Genomic DNA, 25095 nt, shown 5'->3' with positions numbered 1-25095 from the left:
CGGGGAAAATCCAGCAGGCGAACTACCAGGCGTGCACGGTGTTCTGCGCGGGCTCGATGCCCTGCGCGATCAAGAGTTCGGTCGCGTCGGCGGCCTGCTCGCAGATGGTAGGCACCTCGGGGCGCTCGACGGAGTTGAAGGCCTCGAGCACGAACGCGGCCGCGTCCTTGCGACCGGGCGGCCGGCCGACCCCGACGCGGACACGCGCAAAATCGTTGCCGCCCAACGCCGAAGCCACCGACCTCAGGCCGTTGTGCCCGGCCACGCCGCCGCCGAACTTGAGCCGGATGCGGCCGAAGTCGATGTCGAGTTCGTCGTGGATGATCACGACGCGCGCGGCGGGCACCGAATAGAACTTGGCGAGCGGACCGACTTGGCGGCCCGACTCGTTCATGTAGCACCGCGGTTTGGCCAGCACCACCGGCTGTCCGGCGAGCTGGCCGGTCACCACCTCGGCGCCGGATTTCTTGTGCACCTTGAAGGCCGAGCCGATGCGTCCGGCCAGTACGTCGGCCACCATGAACCCGACGTTGTGCCGGGTCTTGGCGTAGGCGGGCCCGGGGTTGCCCAGGCCCACCACCAGCAACGGCTCGGCCACGGTCGACTACTCGGCGGACTCTTCGGCGGCCGGCTCCTCCTCGGCCGCGGGGGCAGCCTCGGCGGCCTCGCCCGCGCCCTCGGCGTCGAGCTCTTCGGCGGTCGGCGCGGCCACGACGTTGACGACCAGCAGCTCGGGATCCGAGATCAGGTTGACGCCCTTGGGCAGCTCGATCTGGCCCGCCGCGAACTGGGTGCCGGCCTCGGCGCCCTCGATCGACACGGTGAGCTGCTCGGGGATCGACAGCGCCTCGGCCTCGATCTCGATGGTGTTGGTGTCCTGGGTCACCAGCGTGCCCGGGACGGCGTCGCCCTCGATGACGACGGTGACCTCGACGGTCACCTTCTCGCCACGCTTCACGACGAGCAGGTCGGCGTGCTGGATGTTGCGGCGGATCGGGTGGATCTCCAGTGCCTTGGTCAGCGCGAGCTGTTCCGTGCCGTCGATGTCGAGCGTGAGCACGGCGTTGGTGCCCGAGTTACGCAGCACAGCGGCGAAGTCGTGCGCGTTGAGCTCCAGGTGCTGCGGGTCGGTGCCGTGGCCGTACAGCACGGCGGGCACCTTGCCGGCGCGACGGGCCTGGCGCGATGCGCCCTTGCCCGTGCGGGTACGCACGGATGCGGTCAGCTTGTTGGGGGCCGAAGTCTTGGCCATGGTGGTGCTCCTCTTTCCTGGTCCGGATTCGTCAGCACGGCCAGGGTTGCAACACCAAGTTCCCGTCGATAACGGTGGTCCGATAGGTCCACCCTCGCCGTGACGCCTGGTCAGGGTAGCAAGAGCAGCACCCGGGACAAAAATCTACAGAGGGTAGGCGGTGTCGGTGAGCTGCTCGGAAAGCTCCCACAGGGCCTGCTGGGTGTCGGTCCGGCGAGCCAGCGGGCTGCGGGGGCTCAGGCCGGTGGGCCCACGCATGCCGAATCGCGGGCCGATGAAGCTGTCGCCGGGCACGTCCTGCGACGCGGCATACAACGTCTGACGGGCACCGAAGTCGGCGGACGTCGCGATCCTGTTGGCCGCCGTGTAGACCTTGTCGCTCAGTGGGCGGCCCGTGTGGCCCTGCAGGTTGGTGGCCGAATAGCCGGGGTGGGCCGCAACGGCCCGCACCGACGAGCCCGACGCGGACAGCCGGCGCTGCAGCTCCGACGTGAACAGCAGGTTGGCCAGCTTGGACTGCCCGTAGGCCGGCCAGGCCAGGTACGGCCGCGACTTCCAGTTCAGATCCTTGAGGCTGATCCAACCGATCAGGTGCATCAGCGACGACACCGTGACCACGCGATCGGAGATCTTGGGCAGCAGCAGGTTGGTCAGCGCGAAATGGCCGAGGTGATTGGTGCCGATCTGGCTCTCGAAGCCCTCGGCGGTCCTGGCCAGCGGCACCGCCATGATGCCCGCGTTGTTGATCAGCACGTCGACCGTCTCGACGGCGCCTGCGAACTCGCGCACCGAATCCAGGCTCTGCAGGTCCAGCTTGCGAACCTCGACCGGCCCACCCGTCATGGTCGCGGCCGCGGCGGTGCCCTTGTCGAGGTTGCGTACGGCCACGATGACCTTGGCGCCCACGCGGGCGAGCTCGCGCGCGGTGATCAGGCCGAGTCCACTGTTGGCGCCGGTGACGACGACCGTGCGCCCGGTGAATGACGGCAGATCCGCGGCAGTCCATTCGCTCATGGGGGACAGCCTAGGCGGGCCCGACGGTCACTTCTTGGCGATGTTGAAGCCCGTGATGATCGACTCGATGTCCTTGGCCTGGGCTTCGGCCTGGTCGGCGTACGTCGTGATGGTGAGCTGGACCAGGTAACGCTGCGGGGGAGCCACCGCGCCCGTGGGGATGACCAGGCGGTTGTAGCTCTGCATGCGCCGTCCGTTGAGGTCGTAGGAGCCCTCGATCATCGCCGACGGGAAACCGCGCCAATCGTCCAGAGAGGCGTTGAGCTGCTTGAAGTTCTCCGACAGCTGCGCATCGGCGTAGCCGTGTTCCTTGAGGGCCTTTGCCACGTCGAAGTCGCCGTGCAGGCTGAACGCCAGCAGCATCGCGGTCGGGTAGGTGTCGCCCTTGGCGATCATCCGCGTTCCCGGGGTGAGGTTCGGATTCGAGTACGGGTGCCAGCCCGGCGGCGTGGGCATCGTGACCGTCAGGTCGGGGATCTTCTCGGGCGCGACCGGTTCACCCACCACGCCGATGCTCTCCAGGAAGACCGAGATGGGCACGGGCGCCTCGGTGCTGGTCGGCGCGGTCGTGGTTGCGCTCGTCGTCCAGATCGACTGGTAGTCAGGCGTCTTCGCGCCGCAGCCGGCGAGCAGCAGCGCCAGCACGGTCGTTACGACCGCAACCGCCCGGCTCACAGAATCTCGCGCACCGCGTCGATCGGCCGGGCCAGCCGGGTGCCCTTGGACGTCACGACGAACGGGCGCTCGATCAGGATCGGATGCTCAGCCATCGCGTCGAGCAGTTCGTCGCCGGAAGCATCGGCCAAACCCAGTTCGGTGTACAGCGATTCGCGTTTGCGCACCGCGGTGCGCACGTCGATACCTGCGTCGGCGATCATCTGCTTCAACTCCGCGCGCGTCGGCGGCGTCTTCAGGTATTGCACAATCTCCGGCTCGATCCCGTTCTCCCGCAACAGATCCAGTGTCTTGCGGGAGGTCGAGCACTTAGGGTTGTGGTAGATGACGGCGGCGGGCCGCCCATCGGATCCAGCCATCTAGGCGGACCCGTCGAACAGCCCGGTCACCGAACCGTTCTCGAACACCGCGCGGATGGTGCTGGCCAGCAGCGGTGCGATCGACAGCACGGTCAGCTGCGGGAACTGCTTTTCCTCGGTGATCGGCAGGGTGTTGGTCACGATCACCTCGCGCGCGCCGCACTCGGCGAGACGCTGCGGGGCGGGATCGCTCAGCACGCCGTGGGTCGCGGCGATGATCACGTCCTTGGCGCCGTCCTCCTTGAGCAGCTTGACCGCACCGGCGATGGTGCCGCCGGTGTCGATCATGTCGTCGGTGAGGATGCAGGTCTTGCCCTTGACCTCGCCGACGACGCGGTTGGACTTCACCTGGTTGGGCACCAGCGGGTCGCGGGTCTTGTGGATGAACGCCAGCGGCACGCCACCCAGCGAGTCGGCCCACTTCTCGGCGACGCGGACGCGGCCGGAGTCGGGGGAGACCACGACCATGTCGTGGTCGGCGTAGTTCTCGGCGATGTAGCCACACAGCAGCGACTGGCCGCGCATGTGGTCCACCGGGCCGTCGAAGAAGCCCTGGATCTGGTCGGTGTGCAGATCGACCGACACGATGCGGTCGGCGCCCGCGGTCTTGAGCAGATCGGCGACCAGCCGGGCCGAGATGGGCTCGCGGCCGCGGTGCTTCTTGTCCTGGCGGGCATAGGGATAGAACGGCAAGATCGCCGTGATCCGCTTGGCGCTGCCGCGCTTGAGCGCGTCGATCATGATCAGCTGTTCCATGAGCCACTGGTTGAGCGGCGCGGGGTGCGACTGCAGCACGAACGCGTCGCAGCCGCGCACCGACTCGTCGAACCGCACGAAGATCTCGCCGTTGGCGAAGTCCCGGGCGGTCTGCGCGGTGACGTGAACGTCTAGTTCCTTGGCAACCTGATCAGCCAGTTCGGGGTGCGCCCGGCCTGAGAACAACATCAGGTTTTTTCGATTGTCGGTCCAGTCCGTGGCCACTGTGGCTGCCTTCGCGGTCGGGGATCGATACGGGCCAATCGTACGTAGCGTTTCCGGGTGCGCGTTGGCGGGTTGCCAGAATGCGAACACAAAGCGTCGAATCCGCTGCCGACGGTGCGCGTTCACGCCGGTTTCCGGCACGACCGCACGCTCGCGGCCGGTATCCATCAGCGCGGCGGATTACTGCTCAATGCTGACCGCAATCCGCCGCACAACCGGTTGCCGCCTAGTCGTCCTGTGCTTCGCGGGCTTTGCGCGCCGCTTCGGCGGCCGCCGAGCCCGGACGTTTGCGTTCGACCCAACCCTCGAAGTTGCGCTGAGCGTTGTCGGACACCGCCAGCGCACCCGGAGGGACGTCGTCGCGCAGCACGGTTCCGGCCCCGGTGTAGGCGCCGTCGCCGACGTTGACCGGCGCGATGAACATGGTGTCCGAGCCGGTACGCACATGGTTGCCGACCGTGGTGCGGTGTTTGCTCTCGCCGTCGTAGTTGACGAATACGCTCGACGCACCGATGTTGCTGTGGTCGCCGATGTCGGCGTCGCCCACGTACGTCAGGTGCGGCACCTTGGTGCCGGTGCCGATCGTCGAGTTCTTGGTCTCGACGAAGGCGCCGAGCTTGGCGGCGGCACCGAGCATCGTGCCGGGCCGCAGGTAGGTGAACGGCCCGACGGTCGCGTCCGCGCCGATCACCGCGAGCTCACCGTGGGTGCGCACCACCGATGCGCCGTCGCCCACCTCGACGTCGGTCAGGGTCGAGTCGGGGCCGATCTCGCAACGCGCACCGATCTCGGTGGTGCCGAGCAGCTGTGTGCCGGGCCGGACGACGGTGTCACGGCCGATGGTCACGTCGATGTCGATCCACGTGGTGGCCGGGTCGATGATCGTCACGCCCGCGCGCTGGTGCCCGGCGATGATGCGGCGGTTCAGTTCGGCGCCAAGGTCGGCGAGCTGAACCCGGTCGTTGACGCCGGCGACCAGCGCGCTGTCGTCGACATGCATGGCGCGCACGGTGCGGCCGTCCTGCCGGACGATCGCGATGACGTCGGTGAGGTACAGCTCGTGCTGCGCGTTGTCGAAGCGCAGCCGGCTCAGCGCCGAGCGCAGGTCGGCGATGTCGAACGCGTACACGCCCGCGTTGATCTCGCGGATCGCGCGTTGCGACGGGCTCGCGTCGGCCTGCTCGACGATGCCGATGACCTCGTTGTCCTGCGTGCGGAGCACGCGGCCGTAGCCCGTGGGGTCGGGCACGGTGGTGGTCACCACGGTGACCGCGGCGGTTTCGGCGCTGTGGCCTGCGATGAGGCCGGCCAGGGTCTCGGCGTCGAGCAGCGGGACGTCACCTGAGGTCACCACGACGGTGCCGGCGAAATCCGTGGGCAGCGCGGCCAGGCCGCAGCCGACGGCATGCCCGGTGCCGAGCTGCTCGTCCTGGATCGCGATGTCGATGGTGCGTCCCAGCTTGTCGGCGAGCTCGCCGACCGCGGGGGTGATGCGCTCGCGGTCGTGGCCGAGCACCACGACCAGATGCTGGGCGGCGGCCTTGGCCGCGGTGTGCACCGCGTGGCTGAGCATGCTGCGCCCGGCGAGGGTGTGCAGCACCTTGGGGGTGTCCGAACGCATGCGCGTACCGGCCCCTGCGGCCAATACGATGACTGCGGCTTCGGTCGATGCGGTCATGATCTCCTCACTGCCCGAGATTGCCGCGAGTGCGCCTGCACGTGGTCGCTACGCAAGCCTCGGCAAGCCTTGCTCCGTCGCCAGGACTCGAACCTGAACTATCTGAACCAAAATCAGAGGTGCTGCCGATTACACCACGACGGACTGATCACTCCGAGACTCTAGTGCAAGCCGATAGGCTGGGGCGCGTGGCAGCACCCGACAAGGAAGTGCGTGCGCCCCGCGCCAGGATGACGGGCAGTGAGCGGCGGCAGCAGCTCATCGAGATCGCCAAGTCGCTCTTCGCCGAACGTGGCTACGAGGGCACCTCGATCGAGGAGATCGCACTGCGCGCCAACGTCTCCAAACCCGTGGTCTACGAGCACTTCGGTGGCAAGGAGGGGCTCTACGCGGTGGTGGTGGACCGCGAGATGTCGGCGCTGCTGGACGGCATCACGTCGTCACTGACCAACAACCGGTCCCGGGTACGCGTCGAGCGGGTCGCCTTGGCCCTGCTGACCTACGTCGAGGAACGCACCGACGGTTTCCGCATCCTGATCCGCGACTCGCCGGCGGCGATTACCTCGGGCACGTACTCGACGTTGCTCAACGACGCGGTCAACCAGGTGTCCTCGATCCTGGCAGGAGACTTCTCCCGGCGCGGACTGGATCCCGAGTTGGCTCCGTTGTATGCGCAGGCACTCGTCGGTTCAGTGTCGATGACCGCCCAATGGTGGCTCGACGTGCGCGAGCCGAAGAAAGAAGTGGTGGCCGCTCACGTGGTCAACCTGATGTGGAACGGGCTGACCCATCTCGAGCCCGATCCGGTGTTGCACGAGGAGTAGCCCTCACCCCAGGTCGCGCGCCAGCAGATCGGCCGTCGTCTCGCGCCGCACCAAGAGCTCGGCCCGCCCGTCGCGCACCGACACCACCGGTGGGCGGCCCACCATGTTGTACGTCGAGGCCATGCTGTGGTGGTAGGCGCCCGTGCACGCCACGGCCAGCAGGTCGCCGGGCCGGATGTCGGCGGGCAGGTCGACGTCGCGGATGATCTCGTCGCCCGACTCGCAGTGCCTGCCTGCCACGGTCACCTTCATGCTCGGTCCGAGCGGATGCCGGTTGGCCAGCGCGACAGTGTATTTCGCGCCGTACAGGGCGACGCGCGGGTTGTCGCTCATGCCGCCGTCCACCGCGACGAACGTCCGCCCGCCCGGCTGGGACTTGACCGCGCACACGCGGTACAGGGTGACTCCGGCCCGCGCACTGATGGCCCGGCCCGGTTCGACGACCACGCGGGGCCGCGGGAACCGTTCGGTGGCACACGCGGCGTCGAGGGCTTCGTCGATGACCTCGGCCAATGCGGACAGGTCCAGCGCCTTGTCGCCGGGAACATACGGAACACCGTGTCCGCCACCGATGTTCAACTCGGTCAGCGTCACGCCATGGGTGCGGCGGACATCGGCCATCGCGGCGATCAGCCGGCGGATCGCCTCGCCGTAGGGTTCCGGGTCGGTGACCAGCGATCCGATGTGGCAGTGCAGGCCCACCAATTCGAGCTGGGGACTTGCCAATACGCGCGCCACGGCCTCGAAGGCATGCTCACCCGTTAGAGCGAAGCCGAACTTCTGGTCGCACACCCCGGTCGCGACGGCCCGGTGCCCACCGATGTCGATGCCCGGTGTCACCCGGATCAGCACCCGCTGGCGGCGACGCGCCAACCCGGCGAGGTAGGCGATCTCCATCAGGGAGTCGACCACGACGCGACCGACCCCGACGTCGACCGCGTCCCGCAACTCGTCGCAGGACTTGGCGTTGCCGTGCAGCACGATGCGGTCCGGGGCGACGCCACCGGCCAGCGCGGTCGCCAGCTCGGCCGCCGACGACACGTCGACCCCGAGCCCCTCCTCTGCGGCCCACCGGGCCACCCGCGTGGTCAGTAACGCTTTACCGGCGTACACCACCTCGGTGCCGCGCAGCGCGCTGCGATAGTGCCGCGCGCGACTGCGGAAATCCGCCTCGTCGAGCACATAGGCCGGGGTTCGGAACTCGTCGGCGATCTCGGTCAAGGCCAGCCGGCCGATCGTGATGCGGCCCTGCTCGTCGACCCGCGTGGTCAGCGGCCAGATCGCCGGATCGATTCGCGGTATCGCGGCGTCGCGCAGGGAAGGCAGGATCTCCAGCAATGTCATGTCTTCACGGTGGGCGTCGGCGGGCCCGCCGTCACCGGACTTGACGGTCCCTTTACGGCGTTGCGGCAGATCCTGACGTGAACTTCATCGCTGCCCGAACGTCGTGGTGGTGGTCGCGGTTGCGATGAACCCGTTGCCCTTCACAGGATCCGAGATCCGGCACGCGAGCAGGATCTCGTCGGTGTGGACGCAGGCCGTGTAGCCCTCGCCGTAGACCTCGCCTGCCGGAAGCACGGGCAGGTGGTCCTGGTCGACGTCGTAGAAGTCCGACACCACCTGATCGTTGTGGCTGAACTGGATCGGCAGCGACGCGTTGCCCGGGCCGTAGCTGAACAGGTGCACGTGGTTGGCCCCGCCCGGGGCGCCGGCGAACGGACCCTGGCAGTCGAGCGCGAACATCGCCCGGTGCTGCAGGGTCACGCAGACGAAGCCGGTGGAGGTCCGAAAGCCCTGCGTCGGGAATTCGTCGTTGAGCCGGTACCGCTCGGGGGCGGCCACCGGGTACGCCGCGAAATCGGGGACGCCGTCCGCCGTGAGGTGGGTCGGCACGGGCGCCGACGGGGCAGGCGCGGGGCGGGTGACGAGCCACAGTGCCGCGAGCACCGCCGTCGTCATCGCGACGAGCCCCACCGCGAAACGCTTCATCAATCAATGATCGACCCCGCGGTGGTGGGCCAGAGGCACCGATTTTCGGCCCCGTAGAATGGGCACATCATGACCGCACCGGGGCACAACCATGTCCAGACCCCGATTGCGGGGCTGGTCGAGCTGGCACTGACCGCACCGACCTTCACCGAACTCATCGCGCGCGCCGCCGATCGGCCCGCCGATCTCGCGCTGGTCGGCCCGGCCAGTTCCCGCGTGCTGGTGGCCTCCGCGTTGGCCAAGACCGGCCCGCTGCTGGTGGTCGCCGCGACCGGCCGGGAGGCCGACGACCTCACCGCCGAGCTGCGCGGTGTCCTCGGCGACGCCGTCGCGCTGTTCCCGTCCTGGGAGACCCTGCCGCACGAGCGGCTGTCACCCGGGGTGGAGACGGTCGGGGCCCGGTTGCTGTTGCTGCGCCGGCTGGCCCATCCCGACGACGCGCGGCTCGGGCCGCCGTTGCGGGTCATCGTGACCACGGCCCGCTCGTTGCTGCAACCGATGTCACCCGACGTGATCGACATCGAGCCCGTGACGCTGACGCTGGGCGCCGAGGCCGAGTTCGACGACGTCATCGCCCGGCTCGTCGGTCTCGCCTACACGCGTGTCGACATGGTCGGCAAACGCGGCGAGTTCGCGGTCCGCGGCGGCATCCTCGACCTCTTCCCGCCGACCGCCGAGCATCCCGTGCGCGTCGAGTTCTGGGGCGACGAGGTCTCGGAGATGCGCATGTTCTCCATCGCCGACCAGCGCTCGATCCCGGAGATCCCGGTCGAGTCCGTGGTGGCCGTGCCGTGCCGCGAGCTGCTGATGACGGCCGATGTACAGGAGCGGGCCGCGGCTCTGTCCGCCGAGCACCCGACCAACGACAACAGCGTGCCGGGCAGCGTGCCGGACATGCTCGCCAAGCTCGCCGAGGGCATCCCGGTGGACGGTATGGAGGCACTGCTGCCCCTGCTGCATCCGGTCGAGCCGACGACGCTGACGACCCATCTGCCCGACGGCGCCCCGGTGCTCGTGTGCGACCCGGAGAAGGTCCGGACCCGCGCTGCCGATCTGATCAAGACCGGCCGTGAGTTCCTGGAGGCGTCGTGGTCGACGGCTGCGGTCGGCGGGGACGTCCCGATCGACATCGAGTCGCTCGGTGCATCCGGGTTCGTCCCGTTTGCCGAGGCCCGCGACGCGGCGCGCGCCGGCGGACACCCGTGGTGGACGCTCAGCCAGTTGTCCGACGGCGACGCCACCGAGCTCGACCTGCGCCCGGCCCCGTCGGCGCGCAGCCAGCAGAGCCTCGAAGAGATCTTCGCGATGCTGCGCGCACACGTCGCCACCGGCGGGTTCGCGGCCATCGTCACGCCGGGTACCGGTACCGCGCACCGCGTGGTCGAGCAGCTCGGTGAATCCGACACTCCCGCAGCGATCTTGGAGTCCGGCGAGGCGCCAAAGGCCGGTGTGGTCGGCGTGCTCAAGGGACCGCTGCACGACGGCGTGATCCTGCCGGGCGCGAACCTCGTGATCATCACCGAGACGGATCTGACCGGCAACCGGGTCACCGCGAGTGAAGGCAAAAAGCTTGCGGCCAAACGGCGTAACGTCGTCGACCCGCTCGCGCTGACCGCCGGCGACCTCGTCGTGCACGATCAGCACGGCATCGGCAAGTTCGTCGAGATGACCGAGCGCGTCGTCGGCGGTGCCCGCCGCGAGTACCTGGTGCTCGAGTACGCGTCGGCCAAACGCGGTGGTGGGTCGGACCGGCTGTATGTGCCCATGGATTCGCTCGACCAGCTGTCGCGTTATGTCGGCGGGGAGGCGCCGTCCCTGTCGCGGCTCGGCGGCAGCGATTGGGCCAACACCAAAACCAAAGCGCGCCGGGCGGTTCGGGAGATCGCCAGCGAACTCGTGGCGCTCTATGCCAAGCGTCAGTCCGCGCCAGGGCATGCGTTCGGCCCGGACACGCCGTGGCAGAACGAGATGGAGGATGCGTTCGGGTTCACCGAGACCATCGATCAGTTGACGGCCATCACCGAGGTCAAGGCCGACATGGAGAAGCCCGTTCCGATGGACCGCGTGATCTGCGGCGACGTCGGGTATGGCAAGACCGAGATCGCGGTGCGCGCGGCGTTCAAGGCCGTGCAGGACGGCAAGCAGGTGGCCGTGCTGGTGCCGACGACGCTGCTGGCCGATCAGCACCTGCAGACGTTCACCACCCGGATGGCCGGTTTCCCCGTGACGGTCAAGGGTTTGTCGCGGTTCACCGATCCCGCCGAATCGCGCGCCGTGATGGAGGGCATGAAGGACGGCTCGGTCGACATCGTGATCGGCACCCACCGGCTGTTGCAGACCGGCGTGACGTGGAAAGACCTGGGGCTCATCATCGTCGACGAGGAACAGCGGTTCGGCGTCGAGCACAAGGAGCACATCAAGTCGATGCGCACGCACGTCGACGTGCTGACCATGAGCGCAACGCCGATCCCACGCACGTTGGAGATGAGCCTGGCCGGCATTCGGGAGATGTCGACGATCCTCACGCCACCCGAAGAGCGTTATCCCGTGCTGACCTACGTGGGTCCGCACGACGAGAAGCAGGTGGCGGCCGCGTTGCGCCGTGAGCTGCTGCGGGACGGCCAGGCGTTCTACATCCACAACCGTGTGCGGTCGATCGACCAGGCCGCAGCCAGGATTCGTCAGCTCGTCCCCGAAGCACGCGTCGTCGTCGCGCACGGGCAGATGAACGAGGAAACCCTGGAGAAGACGGTCGAGGGGTTCTGGAACCGGGAGTACGACATCCTGGTGTGCACGACGATCGTCGAGACGGGACTGGACATCTCGAATGCCAACACGCTGATCGTCGAGCGCGCGGACACGTTCGGCTTGTCGCAGCTGCATCAGTTGCGGGGCCGGGTGGGCCGCAGCCGGGAGCGCGGGTATGCCTACTTCCTCTATCCGCCCGAGGTGCCGCTGACCGAGACGGCCTATGACCGGCTGGCCACCATCGCGCAGAACAACGAGCTCGGCGCGGGCATGGCGGTCGCCATGAAGGATCTCGAAATCCGCGGCGCGGGCAACGTTTTGGGTGTCGAGCAGTCCGGTCACGTTGCGGGCGTTGGCTTCGACCTGTACGTGCGGCTGGTCGGTGAGGCCGTCGAGGCCTACCGTGCCGCCGCGGACGGGAAAACCGTTGCGGCACCGGAAGAGCCGAAGGAGGTGCGGGTCGATCTGCCCGTCGACGCGCACCTGCCGCCCGAGTACATCGGCAGCGACCGGTTGCGCCTCGAGGGCTACCGGCGCCTGGCCGCCGCGTCCGACGAGACCGCCGTGGCTGCCGTGGTGGACGAGCTCGTCGACCGGTACGGTCCGCTGCCCGAGCCGGCGCAGCGCCTGGTCGCGGTCGCGCGGCTGCGGCTGTTGTGCCGCGAATACGGCATCACCGACGTCGGAGCGGTATCGGCGTCGACCATCAAGCTCTCCCCGGTGGTACTGCCGGATTCCGCGCAATTGCGGCTCAAACGCGTGTATCCGGGTGGACACTACCGCGCGACGACCTCGACCGTGCAGGTGCCCATCCCGCGGGCCGGTGACGGCGTCGGATCACCCCGCATCCGCGATCTCGAGCTGGTGCAGATGGTTGCGGGTCTGGTGCTGGTGCTCAACGGCAAGTCGCCCGCCGACTTCGACATCGCCGCGAAATTCAATTCCTCGTCCTGATCGCCTGGTAGTGCGCGGTTTTTACGCGTGCGTCCGACACGAATTCCCGAACCGCTGTTAACGCGCCGTCGCGGGCATCCGACATACGCAGCGGGGGGGCGAATGGTGTTGCGTTGTCGTCCAGATGAGAGGCGGCAAGATCGTCGGCCATAGGGCGGTCATGCAATTTCCCAAACCGAACATCACGCGATTGCCACCTGTTTGTGGGGCGATCGCGGTGACGCAAGGCGAAGGAGTGAACATGAACTTCAAGAAGTTTGCCGTAACCACGACGATGGCGGGTGCACTGGGACTCGGCGCATTTGGCCTGGGCACAGGCCTGGCGCAAGCCGATCCGACCGTGCCGCCGCCACCGCCGGCACCGGGGGTGACCGTGCCGAGTGTGAACGTGCCCGACGTGAACGTGCCTAGTGTGAACGTTCCCGACGTGAACGTGCCTAGTGTGAACGTTCCCGACGTGAACGTGCCTAGTGTGAACGTTCCCGACGTGAACGTGCCGAGCGTTAACCTGCCCAGTGTTAACGCGCCCGATGTGAACCTGCCCACCGTCCAGTTCCCCGAGGTGGACAACTACTTCCGGGTTCCGGGCGCACACATTCCGCCCGGGCAGCTGACCAGTTCGCCGGTGATCAACGGTGTCGAGAACCCGTTCTACGGCGTGCCGCCTGGCCAGCTCAAGACGCAGGCCACGGTGAACGGCGTGGCCAACCCGTTCTACGAGCAGACACCGGGCCACTGGGTGGTCCCGGACGGCCAGTTCCCGCCGGAATCCTGAGTCGGCGAATATGACATGATGGCCGCCTTGCCTCCGGGCAGGGCGGCCATCCCGCATGGGGCGACCCCGGCGACAGCGAAATGCAGCGTTGCCGGTGCTCACCAGGCGTGTCGAGGCCCGGCAACGTTGGTATAACCGAGATCAGCGGTCTCGTCGAAATGCGTGAGGGGGTGTAGCCCGATGACCGTCGTACTGGTCGACCCCCGCCGCCCGTCATTGGTCCCCGTCGACGCGATCGATCTGCTCACGGGTGATGTGCAGTACACCGAGGAGATGCCGGTCAAGGTGCCGTGGTCGTTGCCCGCGGCACGGCCCGCATACGACGGTGACGACGCGCCCGTGCTGCTGTCCTCGGATCCCGAACATCCTGCCGTGAAGGCCCGGCTGGCCGCAGGCGCGCGGTTGATCGCCGCGCCCGAGGCGCAGCCCGGCGAGCGGCTGGTCGACGCGGTGACCATGATGGACAAGCTGCGTACCGCCGGGCCGTGGGAGAGCGAGCAGACTCACGACTCGCTGCGCCGCTACCTGCTCGAGGAGACCTACGAACTGTTCGACGCCGTGCGGGGCGGCAACGCCGACGAGCTGCGGGAAGAGCTCGGCGACGTGCTGCTGCAGGTGCTGTTCCACGCCCGCATCGCCGAGGACGCGCCGCAGCATCCGTTCAGCATCGACGACGTGGCCGATTCCCTGGTCCGCAAGCTCGGCAACCGCGTGCCCGCTGTGCTTGCGGGCGAATCGATTTCGCTGGACGAGCAGCTGGCCCAGTGGGAAGAGCGCAAGGCTGAAGAAAAGCTGCGGAAGAAGGCATTCGTCTCGTCGATGGACGATGTGCCCACGGGACAGCCCGCTCTGGCGTTGGCGCAGAAAGTGCTCGCCCGGGTCGCACAGGCAGGCCTGCCACCGGATCTGGTCCCCGCGGGTCTCACGTCCGTGACGGTGTCGGCCGACACCGATGCCGAGAACGAACTGCGCACAGCGGTGTTGGAGTTCATGGACACCGTGCGCCAGGTCGAGATCGACGTCGCTGCGGGCCGTCGCGGTGAAGATGTCCCCGAGGAACTCGACGTCACGCCGCTGGGCACCATCACCGAAGAGGAGTGGCGCGCATACTGGCCCGCGGAGCTCGAGCCCGAGTCCGAGCCTGACGCTGCCGACGAGCAACCCGCCGACGAGCCGGACGAGGCGCAGACCGATTCCGAGGATCCGGTCGCCGAGGCAGGCGACTGATCCGCGCCGGCTGCGGATTCCCTACTGGGTGACGGTCACCCCCAGGTCCGTCAGCAGGCCCCGCACGCGTTGCTCGATGTCGTCGCGAATGCCGCGGACGATGTCGACGGGCTGGCCCGCCGGATCGGGCAATTCCCAGTTCTCGTAACGCTTTCCGGGAAAATACGGGCAGGTGTCGCCGCAGCCCATCGTCACCACGACATCGGCCGAGCGCACCACGGTGTCGGTCCACGGCTTGGGATACTCACGCGTGATGTCGATTCCGACCTCGGCCATCGCGGCGACCGCGGCGGGGTTGATCTGATCAGCCGGTTCCGAACCGCCTGACCAGCCGAGCGCGTGACCTCGGGCGAGATGATTGAAAAACCCGAGCGCCATCTGGGAGCGCCCGGCGTTGTGCGTGCACAGGAACAGCACGGTCGGTTTCTTCATGCTCGCTCCTGAAATCGGCTGCGTAGCGCCAGGGATACGTAGACCAGCGCGACGAGGACGGGCACCTCGATGAGCGGTCCGACCACACCGGCCAGGGCTTGGCCCGATGTGGCGCCGAAGGTCGCGATCGCGACCGCGATGGCCAGCTCGAAGTTGTTGCCCGCGGCCGTGAATGCCAGTGTCGTGGTGCGTCGATAGCCCAGCCCGAGTGCGGCGCCGAGGGCGTAGCCGCCGCCCCACATGATGGCGAAGTAGGCCAGCAGCGGCACCGCGATGCGGACGACGTCCAGTGGGCGGCTGGTGATCTGATCACCTTGTAACGCAAAGAGAATCACGATGGTGAACAAGAGTCCGTACAGCGCCCACGGGCCCACGGCAGGCAGGAACCTGCTCTCGTACCAGTCCCGGCCCAAGGTCTTCTCCCCGACGCGGCGCGAGTAGTAGCCGGCCAGCAACGGGATGCCGAGGAAGATGAGCACCGACTGTGCGATCTGCCCCGGTGAGGCATTGATGGTGGTCTGTTCCAGGCCGAGCCAGCCGGGTACCACGCTCAGGTAGAACCAGCCGAGCACGGCGAACATCGCCACCTGGAACAGGGAGTTCAGCGCCACCAGCACCGCGGCGGCTTCGCGATCGCCGCACGCGAGGTCGTTCCAGATCACGACCATCGCGATGCAGCGGGCCAACCCGACGATGATGAGTCCCGTGCGGTATTCGGGGAGGTCGGGCAGCAGCAGCCAGGCCAACGCGAACATCAGCGCGGGCCCGAGCACCCAGTTCAGCAGTAGCGAGGAGATGAGCAGCTTGCGGTCGCCCGCCACGGCGTCGAGGCGGTCGTAACGCACCTTGGCCAGCACCGGGTACATCATGATCAGCAGTCCCAGTGCGATCGGCAGTGAAATGCCGTCGATCTGAACCTTTTCCAGCGCCGTGTTCAGTCCGGGGACAAGGCGGCCCAGCGCGAGTCCCACGGCCATCGCCAATCCGATCCACACGGGCAGCAGCCGGTCCAGCGTGGAGAGCTTGCCCGGTGCGTGCGGTGCGGCGGCAACGGTGTCGGTCATGTGCGCGCCCCGTCGAGGATTTCGAACACGGCCGAGACCTGCGAAAGTGCTTCCGGCGCCACCGCGTAATACACCCACGACGCCCGGCGCTCCGATGTCAGCAGCCCGGCGTCGCGCAGCACCTTGAGGTGATGAGAAACGGTGGGCTGGCTGACGTCGACGCCCGTGGAGATGTCGCATACGCACGCCTCGCCGCCGGCGTGACTGGCGATCCGGCTGAACAACTGCAGCCGCACCGGATCGCCCAGTGCCTTGAGTTTGGTCGCGATCCTCGTGGCAGCCTCGGCGGACAGCGGTTCACGCAACAACGCGCCCGGCGGGCAGCAGTCGGTGTTGGTCTGTGGTGACTTCGACACCTGTCGATATTGACATCTATCGAATCCACGAGGCAAGTGCGGCGCGGTTCAAAAAGTGCCGGCTCAGCCGCAGCACGCCCCCTTGCCGGCCGAAACGTCGAGCTGATCCTGCGCGGGCCCGAACGTCTCGGAATCGGCCAGCACGGTGTAGACCTCCCACTTCTCGCCGCCCGGACCGGTCACCCAGACTTTGTCCTGCGTGGCGAAGCAGCACGTCGTGGCGAGCTCTTCTTCGGTGAACAGCCCTTCGCCCGTCAGCCGCGCGATCTCGGCATGCACCTGCGAGCTCGATGCGACTTCGACGCCGAGGTGGTTGAGGCTGCCGCCCTGTCCCGGGTTCTCCAGCAGCACGAGCTTCAGCGGTGGCTCGGTGACCACGAAGTTCGCATAGCCCGGCTTGACCTTGGCGGGGGTGGTGTTGAACAGCTTGGAGTAGAACGTGATCGCCTCGTCGAGGTCATCGACGTTGAGTGCGAGCTGGACGCGGGACATGTGAGACCTCCTGAATCTGATTCGACATATATCGAATTAGTAGGTGCCCTCAACTTGCCACCTTTTTTGATATATGTCAATAAGGTGGCACCATGGACACATGCCGAAGTCGTTGCCGGTGATCGACATGTCCACCCCGGTGTGTTGCGCGCCCGTTGCGGCCGGGCCGCTCAGTGACGATGACGCGCTGCAGATCGCCATGCGGCTCAAGGCACTTGCCGATCCGGTGCGCGTCAAGATCATGTCGCACCTGTTCGACGCGGGGGAGCAGGTCAGCGGTGACCTGGCCGCGGTTCTGGGCGTCACCGAGTCGACCGTGAGCCATCACCTTGGTCAACTCCGCAAGGCGGGCCTGCTGGAATCGGAGCGGCGTGGCATGAACGTCTTCCACCGCGTGCGGCCTACTGCCATGCAGGCCCTGTGCACCGTGCTCGACCCCAACTGTTGCCGGTGAGTCAGGCGAACAGCGTAGAACCCCAATAGGCGGACGTATCGCCTTCGCGGATACCGGGCGGGCACGCGAAGATGGCCGTTCCCGTGTGAGTGATGTACTCGTTCATCGCGTCCTTGCGGGACATCTCGCCCAGCATCGGGATGAACTGTTTCTCGGGGCTACGCACGAACGCGATGAAGAACAAGCCTGCGTCGAGATGGCCGAACCCGTCCGAACCGTCGGTGAAGTTGTAACCGCGGCGCAGGATCTCGATGCCACCAAGATGCTCCGGCGACACCAGCCGCACGTGCGCGTCGACGTCGATCCGCGGGTTGCCCTTGTCGTCGGTGAGGTCGAAGTCGAGCTCGTCGAACTCTTCGTTGAGGCCGTTGGGCGCGCCACTGCCCTTCTGCCGCCCGATCACGCGCTCCTGCTCGAGCAGGGTGGTGCGATCCCAGTTCTCGATGCGCATCCGGATGCGCCGGGTGATCAGGTAACTGCCACCGGTCAGCCAGGCGGGCCCGTCCCCGTCGGCGACCCACACGTGTTTGTCCAGCAGGTCCGTCTGGTCGGCCTTCAAGTTGGCGGTACCGTCCTTGAACCCGAACAGGTTTCGAGGTGTGGCCTGATCGCGCGTGGTCGACGAGGTGCGGCCGAACCCGAGCTGTGAGTAGCGCACCGCGACGGTGCCGAACCCCACCCGGGCCAGGTTGCGGATGGCGTGCACCGCCACCTGCGGGTCGTTGGCGCAGGCCTGCACGCAGATGTCACCGCCGCATTTCGCCGGGTCCATCGTCTCGTTGGGGAACTTGGGCAGGTTCTTGAGTTCGGCGGGCTGCTTGTCGGCGATACCGAACCGGTCCTTGCCGTCCTTGACGAAGAACGACGGCCCGAAGCCGATGGTGAGGGTGAGCTGCGACGCGGGCAGGCCCAGCGCTTCGCCGGTGTCGGACGGCGGCGCGTACGGATTGCCGTCGACCGCACCGCCTGCCTCGGTCTCCTCACCGCGGGTCATCCGCTCGGCCATCTGGGTCCACTGTTTGAGCAGTGCTATGACGTCGTCACGGTTGTCGGTCGTGACGTCGAATGCGCAGAAGTGCATCCGATCCTGGGCTTCGGTGATGATTCCGGCCTGGCGTTCGCCGCGGAACGGCACGGGCCCCTGCAGCAGTCCGTTTGACGTGCTGGCGGCCGAGGCCCGGCCGGCCAGCGCACCCGCGCTGGCCGCGCCGACCACCGCGGCGGTGACGCCCGCCGCGCCGAACAGCTTGCGCCGCGAGAAACCTGACGACGCTTGCTGTTCGGCTTCCGCCGGATCACTGGTGGGCGATGACACCTTGCACCTGGCTCACTTCTTTGCTCAGCGCGTCGATGGCGCGCGACAGTTCCTGGCGTTGCGGCTCGGTCACCTTGTCGTAGGAGACAAAGCCATCGCCCTGACGGTACTTCTCCAGCAACTTCTCGACCGCCGCGAACTGCTGGTCCACACGCTTGCCCAGCTCGGCGTCGCGCTCGTCGAGGATCGGCCGCACCGAGGCCACCGCGGTCTGCGAGCCTTCGACGTTGGCCTTGAAGTCCCACAGGTCGGTGTGGCTGAAGATGTCCTCTTCGCCGGTGATCTTGCTGATCGAGATCTCGTCGAGCAGACCCTGCGCGCCGCCGGCGATCTGGGTGGAGTCGATGGTCCAGTCCGGCGCCTTCACACCGGCGTCGAGCTCCTTGACGTCCTTGAGCAGCTGATCGGCCAGTGCGTTGGCATCGGGCTGCAGGCCGGACACCCACAGCTGCTTCTCCAGGGCGTGGAAACCGGTCCACTTCTGGCCCGGCTCGAGGTCGGCCTCACGCAGGTCGATCCGCGGGTCGAGGTCGTTGGGGAACGACTCGGCGACCGGTTCGATGCGCTCGTAGTAGGTGCGGGTGGTCGGGAACAGCTGCTTGGCCTTGGCGATGTCCTTGGCCTTGACCGCCGCGACGAAGGCTTCGGTGGCCGGGATGAGCGCGTCGGTCTGGCTGTTGACGTACCGCTTGTAGTTGTCGGCGGCTTCCTTGAACTTGCCCTCGGTGTCGACCTGCACGGCTTCGCCGGTGACCTCGAAGTCGCCGCGGATGCCCTCGCCGACCATGCCCGGGCGGCACGACGTCTGGTAGGTGCCCGGCTGGGTCAGCTGAACGATCAACTGGCGCTTGAGGCCGGGGGAGATGTTCTCCACCTCACCCATGACCCGCTCGCCCTCGCCGTAGACGTAGAACTCGGTGACCTTGTTGCCGTTGTTGGTGACGACGAAGGTGCTGGGCCCGGTGACGGCCGTGGTGCCCGAGAGCTTGCACTCGGTGTCGGAGGCGTCGACCGTGATCTGGGCGGCCTTCTCGCCGCCGTCGGCTCCGGTCGAGGATTCCTTGGCCTGACAGCTCGTCATGGACACCCCGGCAAGTACCGCGGCGACCGCCGCGAAACCAGTCCGCACAGCAGGGTTCATCTTCACTTGGTCGGCCTTTCGGATGCGATTGGGGAATCCTCGTCAACGGTTGACTCGGAAGATTCGGAGCCCGCGGGTGCGTCGCCCGACGGCGCGGCGCTCGGGCGCACCGGCTTGAGGAAGAAGAACAGCACCACCGCGATGTAGACCAGCCACGCCACGAGCTGCAGCACGGTCGGCGTGGGGTCGATGTTGAAGATGCCCTGGATGGCCTCGCCGTACCAGGCCGACCAGTCGAACGCACCGCTCATGTCGAACGCGGCGGTGCCCAATCCCGGCAGCCAGCCCACGGTCTGCAGTGCCTTGATGCCGTAGGCCAGGATCCCGGCCGCGATCACGATCAGGAAGATGCCCGTGTACTTGAAGAACTTCGCCAGGTCGATCCTGACCGCTCCGACGTACATGAAGTACGCGATGGCCACGGCGATCAGCACGCCGACGATCAACCCGGTCAGCGGCCACAGCGTGTCGGCCTCGGCGTAGCCCACCATGAACAGCGCGGTCTCGACACCTTCGCGGCCGACGGCCAAGAACGCCAGCAGCGCCACGGCCGGGCCGCCGGCGTCCAGCGCGCGGGACATCTCGCTGCGCAGCTCACCCGAGATCGATGCGGCGGCCTTCTTCATCCACAGCACCATGGTGGTGACGATCGCGACGGCGATCAGTGACGTGACGCCCGCGATGGCCTCGGCGGCCAGGCCCGAGATCGTGTTCTCGCCGAATTGGATGACCAAGAACACGGTGATGGTCATGGTGATAGCTGCGCCGACTCCGAGCCAGACCCATTTGAGGGCGTCGCGGCGCTCCGACTTCACCAGGAACGCGACAAGGATCGACACCACGATCGCGGTTTCCAAGCCCTCGCGCAGGCCGATCAAACCACTGCCGAGCAGCTGCGATGTGATGTTCGGCGCCGCCATCACGGTGCCGGTCGACATGTCGGCAAAGGCAGTCATCTACGCGTCCTCGCTAGACCTATAACGCAATATAGCCTTGGCTTGCCATAGCAAGGCGTGGCTCACCTTATCAGGGGAGTTCGAGCTGTCTGATGGCCTTCGCCCCGGGCCGTCGGATGCCGACCCGGGCGGCGCGCATGGGACTATGGGCAACGAGTCAAAGTGGGGTTGAGGGAGTCCGGTGTCGCCAGGTCGTTGGCTGCGGGCTGTTGCGGTGATTTGCGCGACAGCACTGCTGATGGCTTCCAGCTGCTCATGGCAGCTCGGAACCCCCATCCCGGAAGGTGTGCCGCCGCCCTCCGGTGATCCGGTGCCCGCCATCGACACCTACGCCAAGGGGCGGCCCGCCGATCAGCTGCACGAGTGGGCTGCCGAGCGGGCGCCCGCGCTCAACATGCCCGTCAATGCGCTTGAGGCCTATGCCTATGCGGCACGTGTGGCCGAGGTGGAGAACCCCAACTGCAAGGTCGCGTGGACGACGCTGGCAGGCATCGGCATGGTGGAGAGCCATCACGGCACCTACCGGGGCGCGATGATCGCTCCCAACGGGGACGTCACGCCGCCGATCCGGGGCGTGCAGCTCGACGGCACGGCGGGCAATCTGCACATCGCCGACACCGACGGCGGCAAGCTCGACGGCGATGCCACGCTCGACCGGGCGATGGGGCCCATGCAGTTCATCCCCGAGACGTGGGGGCATTTCGGGGTGGACGCCAACAACGACGGCGTGGTGAGCCCGGACAACTTCGACGACGCCGCGTTGTCGGCCGCCGGATTGCTGTGCTGGTACGGCAAGGATCTGGCGACGCCGCGGGGCTGGATGAAGGCGCTCAAGGCCTACAACAACTCCGAGCAGTACGCGCGTGCCGTGCGAGATTGGGCCACCGCGTACGCGGCCGGCCACCCGCTCTGACACGCCAGGACGCCGCCCCGTGCCACCGTCTAGGCTTCTTCCCTAGGCTTAGCCCGAACGCCCAGGCCCTAGCAGCAGCACAACCAAGGAGATGCCAGTGCCCATCATCGAGCAGGTTGGAGCCCGCGAGATCCTCGATTCTCGCGGCAACCCGACGGTCGAGGTCGAGGTGGCCCTGACCGACGGCACATTCGCCAGGGCCGCGGTGCCGTCCGGCGCGTCAACCGGCGAGCACGAGGCGGTCGAGTTGCGCGACGGCGCCGCCCGCTACGGCGGCAAGGGCGTGGAGAAGGCCGTGGAGGCCGTGCTCGACGAGATCGCGCCTGCCGTCATCGGTCTGGGTGCAGACGATCAGCGGCTGGTCGACCAGGCGCTGCTGGACCTGGACGGCACCCCCGGCAAGTCCCGGCTGGGCGCCAACTCGATCCTGGGTGTGTCGCTCGCGGTGTCGAAGGCCGCGGCGGAATCGGCCGGGCTGCCGCTGTTCCGGTACCTCGGCGGCCCCAACGCGCACATCCTGCCCGTGCCGATGATGAACATCCTCAACGGCGGCGCGCACGCCGACACCGGGGTGGACGTGCAGGAGTTCATGGTGGCGCCGATCGGTGCGCCGTCGTTCAAGGAGGCGCTGCGCTGGGGCGCCGAGGTGTACCACTCGCTCAAGTCGGTGCTCAAGAAGCAGGGCCTGGCCACCGGGCTCGGCGACGAGGGCGGGTTCGCCCCCGATGTGGCAGGCACCCGCGCGGCGCTCGACCTCATCTCGTCGGCCATCGAGGCCACCGGGTTCAAGCTGGGCAGCGACGTGGCGCTTGCGCTCGACGTGGCGGCCACCGAATTCTTCACCGACGGTACGGGTTACGCCTTCGAGAAGGAGACCCGCAGTGCCGAGCAGATGGGCGAGTTCTACGCGGGCCTGCTCGACGCCTATCCGTTGGTCTCGATCGAGGATCCGCTGTCCGAGGACGACTGGGACGGCTGGGTCGCCCTGACCACCGCGATCGGTGACCGGGTCCAGCTGGTCGGCGACGACCTGTTCGTCACCAACCCGGAGCGCCTCGAAGAGGGCATCGAGAAGGGCGCCGCAAACGCGCTCCTGGTCAAGGTCAACCAGATCGGGACGCTCACCGAGACGCTCGACGCCGTGGCATTGGCGCACAACAGCGGCTACCGCACGATGATGAGCCACCGCAGCGGCGAGACCGAGGACACCACGATCGCCGATCTGGCGGTCGCGGTGGGCAGCGGCCAGATCAAGACCGGTGCGCCGGCCCGCAGCGAGCGCGTGGCCAAGTACAACCAGCTGCTGCGCATCGAAGAGATCCTCGGGGACGCTGCCCGCTACGCCGGTGACCTGGCTTTCCCGCGGTTTGCCTTGGACGCCAAATAACCCGTGCCCGAAGCGAAGCGGCCCGATCCGAAGCGCCGGCCCCCGGCCTCCAGACCTGGAAGGCCGGGTAAGGCCGGCGGGGCGAATCGACCGCGCGCGGCACAGAAGAGCCGTCGTCCGACGGAGAACCGGGCCGCGCCCGCCGAACCGGCCGCTGACGAGAGCATCACGAAAGCGATTGCGGTCCAGGCACAACAGCAGGCCGAGCAGCAATCCGAGCAGCGGTTCGGTTCGTCGGCGCGGCGTGCGGCGATTCTGGCTGCCGTGGTGTGTGTGCTCACCCTGACCATCGCCGGGCCGGTCCGCACCTACTTCGCGCAACGCACCGAGATGAAACAACTCAAGGCAACCGAAGAACAATTGCGGGCCCAGATCGCCGAGCTGGAACAACAGAAGGTCAAACTTGCCGATCCGGTGTTCATCGCGGCGCAGGCCCGCGAACGGCTGGGTTTCGTGATGCCGGGGGACACCCCGTATCAGGTTCAGTTGCCGCCGACCGCGGCCGTGCCCGCCGACCCGGGCCTGCCGGTGCCCGGCGCGACCGTGCCCGCGGGCCAGCCGTGGTACACGTCGCTGTGGCACACGATCGCCGACCAACCGCACGGCGTGACACCCACCATCCCGCCCGCGCCGCCGGCCCCGGCGCCGCCACCACCCCCGGCGCCTCGTGGTTGACGCCGCCGACCTCGAGGCGGTGGCCCGGCAGCTGGGCCGTGAGCCGCGTGGTGTCCTCGAAATCGCCTACCGCTGTCCGAACGGTGAGCCCGGTGTGGTCAAGACCGCGCCCAGATTGCCTGACGGCACGCCGTTCCCGACGCTGTACTACCTGACTCATCCGGCGCTGACGGCCGCGGCCAGCCGGTTGGAGTCGTCTGGTCTGATGCGCGAGATGACCGAACGGCTACAACAGGATTCGGAGCTGGCCGCGGCCTACCGGCGCGCGCACGAGTCGTACCTGCAGGAGCGGGACGCGATCGAGTCGCTCGGCACGACGTTCACCGGCGGCGGCATGCCGGACCGGGTCAAGTGCCTGCACGTGCTGATGGCGCATTCGTTGGCCAAGGGCCCCGGCGTGAACCCGTTCGGGGACGAGGCCCTGGCCGTGCTGGCCGTCGAGCCCGCGATGGCGGGGATTCTGGAGCGGGACACGTGGGCATGAACAGGGTCGGCGCAATCGACTGCGGCACCAACTCGATTCGGTTGTTGATCGCCGACGCCGTCGACGGCCACCTGCGCGACGTGCACCGCGAGATGCGCATAGTGCGCCTGGGTCAGGGCGTCGACGCGACCGGTGAGTTCGCACCAGAAGCCTTGGCGCGCACCGAATCAGCACTGGTGGACTATGCCGCGCTGATGACCAAGCACGAGGTGTCCGCGGTGCGGATGGTCGCGACCTCGGCTGCGCGCGACGCGGGCAATCGGGACGAGTTCTTCGCGATGACGTCACGCGTGCTCGGCACCGTGGTGCCGGGAGCCGTCGCCGAGGTGATCACCGGAACCGAGGAGGCCGAGCTCTCGTTCCATGGAGCGGTCGGCGAACTGGACCTGGCCGCAGCACCTTTCGTCGTGGTTGATCTCGGCGGGGGGTCCACTGAGCTGGTCCTCGGCGAGCGCGGCGTGCAGGCCAGCTTCTCGGCGGACATCGGTTGTGTCCGGCTCACCGAACGGTGTCTGCACTCCGACCCGCCGACCGCCGACGAGGTTGCCGCGGCGCGGGCAGTGGTGCGTGACGGGCTGGCGCAGGCTCTGCGGGAAGTGCCGGTCGAGGGTGCCCGCACCTGGGTCGGCGTGGCAGGCACCATGACGACCCTGTCGGCGCTCGCACAAGGCATGACCACCTACGACGCCGAGGCGATTCACCTGTCCCGCATCGGTTTCGGCGATCTGCTCGCGGTGTGCGACCAGCTCATCGGCATGACCTCGGCGCAACGCCTGGCGCTCGGTCCCATGCACCAGGGACGGGCCGACGTCATCGGTGGCGGGGCCGTCATCGTCGAGGAGCTTGCCGCGGTGCTGGCACAACGCGCCGGTATCGACGAGCTTGTGGTCAGCGAACACGACATTCTCGACGGCATCGCGCTGTCCATCGCCCGATAACCGACAACGCCG

The 25095-nt window shown here is 67.7% G+C and carries 24 protein-coding genes, 1 tRNA gene and 1 pseudogene; 10 read left to right on the top strand and 16 right to left on the bottom strand.

Translation table 11 applies throughout. The annotated features are described in order from the left end of the window. Positions 1 to 22 precede the first annotated feature (22 nt). The 8 genes from pth to G6N67_RS03630 form a co-directional block, all read right to left on the bottom strand. Positions 23 to 598, bottom strand: coding sequence for an aminoacyl-tRNA hydrolase (gene pth, locus G6N67_RS03665; RefSeq protein WP_036438107.1), 576 nt, complete (start codon positions 596 to 598; stop codon positions 23 to 25). 6 nt (positions 599 to 604) lie between these two features. Further along, positions 605 to 1252 carry a 50S ribosomal protein L25/general stress protein Ctc gene (locus G6N67_RS03660; protein ID WP_036438104.1) on the bottom strand — a complete coding sequence of 216 codons (648 nt, stop codon included), beginning with the start codon at positions 1250 to 1252 and terminating at the stop codon, positions 605 to 607. A 144-nt stretch (positions 1253 to 1396) separates the two neighbouring features. Further along, positions 1397 to 2266 (bottom strand): oxidoreductase, encoded by an 870-nt coding sequence (locus tag G6N67_RS03655; RefSeq protein ID WP_036438102.1) that lies wholly within the window; start codon positions 2264 to 2266, stop codon positions 1397 to 1399. A gap of 27 nt (positions 2267 to 2293) precedes the next feature. Beyond that, a complete protein-coding gene (locus tag G6N67_RS03650) occupies positions 2294 to 2941 on the bottom strand; it encodes an LpqN/LpqT family lipoprotein (protein WP_036438100.1) in 648 nt (215 codons plus the stop codon). Beyond that, positions 2938 to 3300 carry an arsenate reductase (glutaredoxin) gene (arsC, locus tag G6N67_RS03645; protein WP_036438098.1) on the bottom strand — a complete coding sequence of 121 codons (363 nt, stop codon included), beginning with the start codon at positions 3298 to 3300 and terminating at the stop codon, positions 2938 to 2940. The genes G6N67_RS03650 and arsC overlap by 4 nt, the downstream gene beginning before the upstream one ends. Then, positions 3301 to 4281 (bottom strand): ribose-phosphate diphosphokinase, encoded by a 981-nt coding sequence (locus tag G6N67_RS03640; RefSeq protein WP_036438095.1) that lies wholly within the window; start codon positions 4279 to 4281, stop codon positions 3301 to 3303. A gap of 226 nt (positions 4282 to 4507) precedes the next feature. After that, a complete protein-coding gene (gene glmU, locus G6N67_RS03635; protein WP_036438093.1) occupies positions 4508 to 5959 on the bottom strand; it encodes a bifunctional UDP-N-acetylglucosamine diphosphorylase/glucosamine-1-phosphate N-acetyltransferase GlmU in 1452 nt (483 codons plus the stop codon). 72 nt (positions 5960 to 6031) lie between these two features. Further along, positions 6032 to 6103 (bottom strand) — tRNA-Gln (locus G6N67_RS03630). 86 nt (positions 6104 to 6189) lie between these two features. Between G6N67_RS03630 and G6N67_RS03625 the strand changes: the two genes are divergently transcribed. Next, positions 6190 to 6783, top strand: a complete 594-nt coding sequence (locus G6N67_RS03625; RefSeq protein WP_036438791.1) for a TetR/AcrR family transcriptional regulator — start codon at positions 6190 to 6192, stop codon at positions 6781 to 6783. Between the two features lie 3 nt (positions 6784 to 6786). Here the strand turns inward: G6N67_RS03625 and lysA are convergent, their stop codons facing one another. Next, a complete protein-coding gene (lysA, locus tag G6N67_RS03620; protein WP_036438091.1) occupies positions 6787 to 8127 on the bottom strand; it encodes a diaminopimelate decarboxylase in 1341 nt (446 codons plus the stop codon). A gap of 84 nt (positions 8128 to 8211) precedes the next feature. Then, positions 8212 to 8772 (bottom strand): hypothetical protein, encoded by a 561-nt coding sequence (locus tag G6N67_RS03615; RefSeq protein ID WP_051579069.1) that lies wholly within the window; start codon positions 8770 to 8772, stop codon positions 8212 to 8214. 69 nt (positions 8773 to 8841) lie between these two features. On the opposite strand from G6N67_RS03615, the gene mfd reads away from it, so the two are divergent. The 3 genes from mfd (at position 8842) to G6N67_RS03600 (ending at position 14476) form a co-directional block, all read left to right on the top strand. Beyond that, complete coding sequence (mfd, locus tag G6N67_RS03610; protein ID WP_036438089.1) at positions 8842 to 12474, top strand: transcription-repair coupling factor; 3633 nt, start codon at positions 8842 to 8844, stop codon at positions 12472 to 12474. Positions 12475 to 12715: 241 nt separating this feature from the next. After that, positions 12716 to 13249, top strand: coding sequence for a hypothetical protein (locus tag G6N67_RS03605; protein WP_036438786.1), 534 nt, complete (start codon positions 12716 to 12718; stop codon positions 13247 to 13249). Positions 13250 to 13429: 180 nt separating this feature from the next. Beyond that, positions 13430 to 14476 carry a nucleoside triphosphate pyrophosphohydrolase gene (locus G6N67_RS03600; protein WP_036438086.1) on the top strand — a complete coding sequence of 349 codons (1047 nt, stop codon included), beginning with the start codon at positions 13430 to 13432 and terminating at the stop codon, positions 14474 to 14476. 21 nt (positions 14477 to 14497) lie between these two features. Here G6N67_RS03600 and arsB read toward each other — a convergent pair. From arsB to G6N67_RS03580, 3 genes and pseudogenes are all read right to left on the bottom strand, one after another. After that, positions 14498 to 15972: pseudogene (gene arsB, locus G6N67_RS03590) on the bottom strand (ACR3 family arsenite efflux transporter). Beyond that, on the bottom strand, positions 15969 to 16328 hold the full coding sequence (locus G6N67_RS03585) for an ArsR/SmtB family transcription factor (RefSeq protein ID WP_036438080.1): 360 nt from the start codon (positions 16326 to 16328) through the stop codon (positions 15969 to 15971). Before G6N67_RS03585 ends, arsB begins: the two are co-directional and overlap by 4 nt. Positions 16329 to 16391: 63 nt before the next feature. Then, positions 16392 to 16820, bottom strand: coding sequence for an ArsI/CadI family heavy metal resistance metalloenzyme (locus tag G6N67_RS03580; protein WP_036438078.1), 429 nt, complete (start codon positions 16818 to 16820; stop codon positions 16392 to 16394). Positions 16821 to 16920: 100 nt separating this feature from the next. On the opposite strand from G6N67_RS03580, the gene G6N67_RS03575 reads away from it, so the two are divergent. Next, a complete protein-coding gene (locus G6N67_RS03575) occupies positions 16921 to 17274 on the top strand; it encodes an Rv2640c family ArsR-like transcriptional regulator (RefSeq protein WP_036438077.1) in 354 nt (117 codons plus the stop codon). Between the two features lies 1 nt (position 17275). Here G6N67_RS03575 and efeB read toward each other — a convergent pair whose 3' ends face one another. From efeB to efeU, 3 genes are read right to left on the bottom strand one after another with little or no spacing between them, the layout of a single operon-like run. After that, on the bottom strand, positions 17276 to 18589 hold the full coding sequence (gene efeB / locus G6N67_RS03570) for an iron uptake transporter deferrochelatase/peroxidase subunit (protein WP_036438076.1): 1314 nt from the start codon (positions 18587 to 18589) through the stop codon (positions 17276 to 17278). Continuing rightward, entirely contained in the window at positions 18570 to 19736 is a 1167-nt protein-coding gene (gene efeO / locus G6N67_RS03565; RefSeq protein WP_036438074.1) for an iron uptake system protein EfeO, read from the bottom strand. Before efeO ends, efeB begins: the two co-directional genes overlap by 20 nt. Then, entirely contained in the window at positions 19733 to 20686 is a 954-nt protein-coding gene (gene efeU, locus G6N67_RS03560; RefSeq protein WP_036438073.1) for an iron uptake transporter permease EfeU, read from the bottom strand. Before efeU ends, efeO begins: the two co-directional genes overlap by 4 nt. Before the next feature lie 181 nt (positions 20687 to 20867). Here efeU and G6N67_RS03555 point away from each other — a divergent pair, with 181 nt between their 5' ends. The 5 genes from G6N67_RS03555 to G6N67_RS03535 all read left to right on the top strand — a co-directional run bounded on the left by G6N67_RS03555 (position 20868) and on the right by G6N67_RS03535 (position 25083). Beyond that, the gene (locus G6N67_RS03555; RefSeq protein WP_036438071.1) at positions 20868 to 21599 is read left to right on the top strand and encodes a lytic transglycosylase domain-containing protein; all 732 of its coding nucleotides are present in this window, start codon (positions 20868 to 20870) and stop codon (positions 21597 to 21599) included. Positions 21600 to 21696: 97 nt separating this feature from the next. Next, entirely contained in the window at positions 21697 to 22986 is a 1290-nt protein-coding gene (gene eno, locus G6N67_RS03550; protein WP_036438783.1) for a phosphopyruvate hydratase, read from the top strand. A 3-nt stretch (positions 22987 to 22989) separates the two neighbouring features. After that, positions 22990 to 23661, top strand: coding sequence for an FtsB family cell division protein (locus G6N67_RS03545; protein WP_036438069.1), 672 nt, complete (start codon positions 22990 to 22992; stop codon positions 23659 to 23661). Beyond that, positions 23654 to 24145: a DUF501 domain-containing protein gene (locus G6N67_RS03540; RefSeq protein ID WP_036438067.1), complete on the top strand. Its 492-nt coding sequence runs from the start codon at positions 23654 to 23656 to the stop codon at positions 24143 to 24145. The genes G6N67_RS03545 and G6N67_RS03540 overlap by 8 nt, the downstream gene beginning before the upstream one ends. Beyond that, positions 24142 to 25083 carry a Ppx/GppA phosphatase family protein gene (locus G6N67_RS03535; RefSeq protein ID WP_036438064.1) on the top strand — a complete coding sequence of 314 codons (942 nt, stop codon included), beginning with the start codon at positions 24142 to 24144 and terminating at the stop codon, positions 25081 to 25083. Before G6N67_RS03540 ends, G6N67_RS03535 begins: the two co-directional genes overlap by 4 nt. Positions 25084 to 25095 lie beyond the last annotated feature (12 nt).

This window comes from Mycolicibacterium mageritense, assembly GCF_010727475.1.
Classification (GTDB): domain Bacteria; phylum Actinomycetota; class Actinomycetes; order Mycobacteriales; family Mycobacteriaceae; genus Mycobacterium; species Mycobacterium mageritense.
The sequence above is the reverse complement of the archived record's forward strand: the minus strand, read 5'-3'. Positions and strand labels throughout refer to the sequence as shown.